Origin of the sequence: Streptomyces sp. SID3212 (genome assembly GCF_009865405.1) — a bacterium.
Classification (GTDB): domain Bacteria; phylum Actinomycetota; class Actinomycetes; order Streptomycetales; family Streptomycetaceae; genus Streptomyces.
In genome coordinates this window covers 1-5,643 of the sequence record NZ_WWJY01001248.1, presented here as the reverse complement: position 1 = coordinate 5,643, position 5,643 = coordinate 1, and the positions used below count along the sequence as shown (strand labels likewise).

Here is a 5,643-nt window from a genome sequence, read left to right as displayed (position 1 = left end):
GCACGCGGCGAGCACCGGCATCAGCGGCACGGCGAACCAGTGCGCCCGTACGGCGTCGGTGGGGCGGCGTTCCTCCAGGGCCGGGGCGCCCCACCGCGCCAGCGCCGTGAGCACCGGCAGCAACCCCCGGCCCCGCTCGGTGAGTTCGTACACGACGGCCGCCGCCGGCGGGGGCAGCTTGCGGCGCGTGGCCAGTTCGTCGCGCTCCATGTCCTTGAGCCGGGACGCGAGCACGTCCGTGCTGACGCCGGGCAGATCGGCGTGCAGATCGGTGTACCGGCGGGGGCCCGCCAGCAGTTCACGGACGATCAGCAGGGTCCAGCGGTCACCCACGGCATCGAGGGCACGGGCGGCGGAGCAGTACTGGTCGTAGCTTCGGCGGCGTGGCATGCGTCGCAGTCTAGACATGTTGTTGGACTTTCCAAGCTCGCACTTGGTAAAACCAAGTATCGCAAGAACGGCAAGAAGCAAGACGGTCGAACGAGGTCTGGGAGCCCACCGCATGGAATTCCGGCAGTCGAGCAAGCTCAGCGAGGTCTGTTACGAGATCCGCGGCCCGGTCATCGAGCAGGCCGACGCCCTGGAGGAGGCAGGCCACAGCGTCCTGCGCCTCAACACCGGCAACCCCGCGGCCTTCGGCTTCGAGGCGCCGGAGGAGATCGTCCAAGACATGATCAGGATGCTGCCGCAGGCCCACGGCTACACGGACTCGCGCGGGATCCTCTCCGCCCGCCGCGCCGTCGCCCAGCGCTATCAGACCCTGGGTCTGGCCGAGGTGACCGTCGACGACGTCTTCCTCGGCAACGGTGTGTCCGAACTGGTCTCCATGGCGGTGCAGGCGCTGCTGGAGGACGGGGACGAAGTCCTCATCCCCGCACCGGACTTCCCGCTCTGGACCGCCGCGACGACCCTCGCCGGGGGCCGGGCCGTGCACTACCTCTGCGACGAGTCCGCGGAGTGGTACCCGGACCTGGACGACATGGCGTCGAAGATCACCGACCGCACCAAGGCCGTCGTGATCATCAACCCCAACAACCCCACCGGCGCGGTCTATCCACGCGAGATCGTCGAAGGGATCCTCGATCTCGCCCGCCGCCACCAGCTGATGGTGTTCGCCGACGAGATCTACGACCGGATCCTCTACGACGACGCGGTGCACCACTGCGCCGCCGCCCTCGCCCCCGACCTGGTCGTCCTCACCTTCTGCGGGCTGTCTAAGACGTACCGCGTGGCGGGTTTCCGCTCCGGCTGGCTCGTCGTCTCGGGGCCCAAGCAGCACGCCCGCAGCTATCTGGAGGGGCTGACCATGCTGGCGTCGATGCGGCTGTGCCCCAACGCGCCCGCGCAGTACGCCATCCAGGCCGCGCTCGGCGGCCGGCAGTCCATCCACGAGCTGACGGCTCCCGGCGGCCGGCTGCGCGAACAGCGGGACCGCGCCTGGGAGAAGCTGAACGAGATCCCCGGTGTCTCGTGCGTCAAACCGAAGGGCGCGCTGTACGCGTTCCCGCGCCTCGACCCCAAGGTGCACAAGATCCACGACGACGAACGCTTCGTCCTGGACCTGCTGTTGCGCGAGAAGATCCAGGTGGTGCAGGGCACGGGCTTCAACTGGCCCCGCCCGGACCACTTCCGGATCCTGACACTGCCGTACGCCGACGATCTCGACGCCGCGATCAGCCGCATCGGCCGCTTCCTGGGCGGCTACCGGCAGTGAGGTCCGGCCCGGCGGGCCGCCGTGCGGAGGCCCGGGAACGGGAGCGGGCTCGGGAGCGTAGCCGGCTCCCGAGCCCTGGGATTGCCACCATGTCGCACACCGGCACACTTGAGGACCCAGGTCAGCATGATGTCGTCGCGTCCTGCCTTTGGACCACCGCGCATCGAGCTGCGCAGACCGGAATTGAACCGGCATTTCGACGTCCGGGGCCTGAGTCCGGTCGATCCGGCGATCGGTGGCGAATGCTGAGTCTGGAGCAATAGTCTGAGATTGATCGCGGTCGCCTCTGCCAGTTGGGCCACCGAGGCAGGAAGTGCCTCGGGGAGGAGTCGAACCTCCACCGGAACCGCGCCTTTCACGACAAGCCTCAGTTTCAGCTTGCGCTCCTCGCGCACCCCGCCCGGCGTCTGTGCGCCGGCCGGGGAATCAATGAGGCTACCCGAACAGGTAGCCGAACACGGCGTCACCCACCCGCTGGTCGGTGACCTCGGCGCCGTTGGCCTCCTCGCGGGCGAACTTCACGGCCTGCTGGAGCTTCTCCACCCGGTCGAGCAGCTCGTTGACCCGGCGGGCCGGCAGGGCGCCACTGAATTTGGTCGTGGTCCAGTAACCGACCGGTATGTCCTCGTAGTACACCTCGACCTGCGCCGGGTGCTTCTCCGTGGCCTCGGCCTTCACGTGGTTGCGGGGGACCTTCTTCGTGCGGAGCGTCCGTACCGCCTCGGTCTTCCACGCGTCCGTCGACGGGTCCTGGCTCCAGGCCTCCGACGCGTCCAGCACCGGCAGCTTGCGGACGAACGTGTTGAGGTCCGTCAGCTGCTTCTCCAGGAAGAGGAGGTACGAGACGGGCACGGCGGCCACCAACACCCGTCCGTCCACGGTGACATCGGCGCGCGCCTCGCAGTTCGCCCAGTCCTTGGTGGCGGTCACGTCGAACAGCCGCGTCAGCGACTTCGCGGTGTCGCGCAGTACGTCCTCGGCCTGGACCTGGACCCGGGTCGACTCGGGCGGAAGCTGCTCGCCCTCCTCGTCCTTCGCCTGGTACGTACGGGAGATGCCGACGAGCAACGCCGGCTTCTGGAGGCCGTGATGAGCCGCCGTCAGGTCCTGGTGCGCCTTGGCCTTGACGCCTTTCTCGACCGCGATGATCTGATTGAGTTTCGCCACGACGCAGACACTATCGACGAGTTGACTTCCCATCGAACGATTATTCGCCCGCGCCACGGTTCAGAACCGTACGGGCAGCTCCCGCAGTCCCCGGGCGCGGGTGGAGGGCCGCCAGCGCAGCGCGTCGTCCGGCACGTCCAGCGCGAGGCGCGGGAAGCGTTCCAGCAGCGCGGTGAGCGCGATCTCGGTCTCCAGCCGGGCCAGGGGCGCGCCGAGGCAGTAGTGGATGCCGTGGCCGAGAGCGAGGTGGCCGGCCGTGTCGCGGTCCAGGTCGAGCCGGTCCGCGTCGGGGAAACGCTTCGGGTCGCGGTTGGCGGAGGCGAGGGAGAGCAGCACGGTCTCCCCCGCCGGTACGGTCACCCCGCCGATGGTCATGTCCTCCACCGGGAAGCGGCGCAGGGCCGTCAGCGCGGGTCCGTCGTAACGCAGGAACTCCTCGACCGCCGCCGGCATCGTCGCCGGTTCGGCGCGCAGCGCGGCCAGTTGGGCCGGATCGCGGAGCAGGGCGAGGGTCGCGGTCCCGATGAGCTGGATGACGTTCTCGTAGCCCGCGAAGAGGATGAGGAAGGCGAGCGAGACCAACTCGTCCTCGCTCAGGCGGTCGTCGGACTCGTCCCGGGCGGCGATCAGCGCGGACAGCAGGTCGTCGGCGGGCTGGGCGCGCTTGCGGCCGATGAGGCCGGTGAAGAAGCCGAGCATGGCGCGGACCGCGTTTTTCATCCCCTCGGGGCGCGCGGGGTCGGGGGTGATCAGGGCGTCGGTCCACTCCCGGAAGTCGCGCCGGTCCTCGGACGGTACGCCCAGCAGCTCGCAGATGACGGCGATGGGCAGCGGGGCCGCGTACGAGGCGACGAGGTCCGCGCGGCCCGCCGGGGCCATGGCGTCGAGCAGTTCTTCGGCCGTGCGGCGGACCGGCTCCCTGAGCTTCTCGGTGCGCCGGGCGGTGAACGCCTGGACGACGAAGCGGCGGATCCGGGTGTGGTCCGGCGGATCCATGTTCAGCAGGTTCGCGTCGAGCGCGGGCGGCAGCGAGAAGCCCCGGTAGTTGCCGGGCAGGGCGTGCCGCTTGTCGAGGGACAGCCGGGGATCCGTGAGCGCCTGCCGTACGTCGTCGTAGCGCGTCACGATCCAGGCGGGCAGCCCGTCCGGCCCGGTGACCCGCCGCACGGGCGCGGTCTCGCGCAGCCGCGCGTAGACGTCGTACGGGTCTGCCAGCAGCTCGCCCGTGAGGTCGGCGGGCTCCGTGCGCGGCGCGGGAGTCTCAGGTGCAGCGGGTGCGTGCGGTGCGGCGGGTGCGGCGGGTGCGTCCGGTATGTGCGGCGTGGGGGACGGGCCTGGGGTCGAAGGTGCCATGGGACCAGCGTAAACAGGCCCGTGCGGCCCGTGAGACGTGACTCCTCGCTGCGGGCGGGCGTGGTCCCGGAGTCGTCATCGGTCGTTCGGATGGGCAGTGTCCCGTCATGACGGAACGCCCGCTGCTCCTTCTCGACGTCGACGGTCCCCTCAATCCCTACGCCGCCCGCCTGCACCGCCCGCGCGGCTACACGAGCACCCGGCTGCACCCCTCGGCGTGGCTCTCCCGCCGGACGCCCGGATCCCGCAGCCACCGGCGCGGGCTGCGGGTGCGCCTCAACCCCGGGCACGGGGCGCGGCTGCTGGCCCTACCGTACGAACTGACCTGGGCCACCACCTGGATGCACGAGGCCAACGTGATGATCGCTCCGGTGGTGGGGCTCCCGACGGACCTCCCCGTGATCGAGTGGCCGGAACTCTTCGCGAAGGACCCGGACGGCCTGTTCTGGAAGACCCGGCCGCTGCTGGAGTGGGCCGCGGGGCGCCCGTTCGCCTGGGTCGACGACATGATCACGGAGCGGGACAGGACCCATGTCGCGGCGCACCACGACGCCCCGGCCCTGCTGCTGAGGATCCATCCCCGGCGGGGGCTGCGGGAGGCGGACTTCGCCACGCTGGTGCACTGGGCGGAGGACGTACGGCGGAGCACGGCCTGACTCCGCCTGCCCGGCCTGCCCGGTGCTCAGCTCCGGCCGCCGGGGCCGAGGTCGAGGCGGCCGATGTCGCGGGCCTGGACCAGCGGGCCGTGCACCGTGCCGCCGCTGACCGTGTTGTGCACGTCGCCGGGCCGCCGGTCCGGCTGCGCGGGGGTCAACTCCGCCAGCAGCGCGCGCAGTTCGGCCGCGGCCTCCGGGTCGGCGAGGAGGGTGCGGCGCAGCCGGTTCCGCCATTCGGTGCGCAGGTCCTCGACGGTCCTGGCCCCCGTCTCCTCGCCGTCCGCGCCCTGGGCGGCGGTCAGTTCGGCCCGGCCGCTCTCCAGGTCCGCCTCGACCGCCTCGGCCGTCGCGGCTCCCCTGCCGGTGAGAAAGCCGGTCACCCGGTCGCGTACCGAGGTCCAGCCGTCCGTCGCCATCTGCTGGACGAGCGCCGTCGCTCCCGCCGTCGCCAGCGCCAGTAACTCCGCTTCCATCAGGCCCCCTTCGCGCACACTCCGCTACGAGGGAAGACTACCCGTCACCGGCCGAGGAGGGCGGTGAGCGCACCCACCGGGTCGGTGTCGGGGGTGCCCCCGGGCCACCAGTCCTCGCGGTCGCGGTCCGACTCGTAGCCGTACCAGAGGCCGTCGCGGCCGAAGCGCAGCTGGAGGGACGGGGTGGAGAGCCGGTTGCGCCAGGGCCGGAAGTGGGGCTGGTCGGCGGCGGCGAGGGCCGGCCGGGCGCGGTCGAAGGGGCCGGCCGGCGGGTCCCAGG

6 protein-coding genes and 1 pseudogene are annotated in these 5,643 nt (G+C 71.2%); 2 read left to right on the top strand and 5 right to left on the bottom strand.

The features are described 5' to 3' along the window. Positions 1-408 (bottom strand): helix-turn-helix domain-containing protein (locus GT042_RS37620; RefSeq protein ID WP_161313158.1); only part of this gene is annotated, 408 nt, incomplete at its 3' end. Positions 409-502: 94 nt separating this feature from the next. On the opposite strand from GT042_RS37620, the gene GT042_RS37615 reads away from it, so the two are divergent. Next, positions 503-1,714: a pyridoxal phosphate-dependent aminotransferase gene (locus GT042_RS37615; protein ID WP_161313157.1), complete on the top strand. Its 1,212-nt coding sequence runs from the start codon at positions 503-505 to the stop codon at positions 1,712-1,714. A gap of 435 nt (positions 1,715-2,149) precedes the next feature. Here the strand turns inward: GT042_RS37615 and GT042_RS37610 are convergent, their stop codons facing one another. Both GT042_RS37610 and GT042_RS37605 read right to left on the bottom strand, forming a co-directional pair. After that, on the bottom strand, positions 2,150-2,881 hold the full coding sequence (locus GT042_RS37610) for a hypothetical protein (protein WP_161313156.1): 732 nt from the start codon (positions 2,879-2,881) through the stop codon (positions 2,150-2,152). A gap of 60 nt (positions 2,882-2,941) precedes the next feature. Further along, positions 2,942-4,234 carry a cytochrome P450 gene (locus tag GT042_RS37605; protein WP_161313155.1) on the bottom strand — a complete coding sequence of 431 codons (1,293 nt, stop codon included), beginning with the start codon at positions 4,232-4,234 and terminating at the stop codon, positions 2,942-2,944. A 107-nt stretch (positions 4,235-4,341) separates the two neighbouring features. On the opposite strand from GT042_RS37605, the gene GT042_RS37600 reads away from it, so the two are divergent. Next, on the top strand, positions 4,342-4,890 hold the full coding sequence (locus GT042_RS37600) for a hypothetical protein (protein WP_161313154.1): 549 nt from the start codon (positions 4,342-4,344) through the stop codon (positions 4,888-4,890). Positions 4,891-4,916: 26 nt separating this feature from the next. On the opposite strand, the gene GT042_RS37595 is transcribed toward GT042_RS37600, so the two are convergent. Then, on the bottom strand, positions 4,917-5,363 hold the full coding sequence (locus GT042_RS37595; protein ID WP_161313153.1) for a hypothetical protein: 447 nt from the start codon (positions 5,361-5,363) through the stop codon (positions 4,917-4,919). Between the two features lie 44 nt (positions 5,364-5,407). After that, a pseudogene (locus GT042_RS37590) lies at positions 5,408-5,643 on the bottom strand (hypothetical protein); the annotation flags it as partial.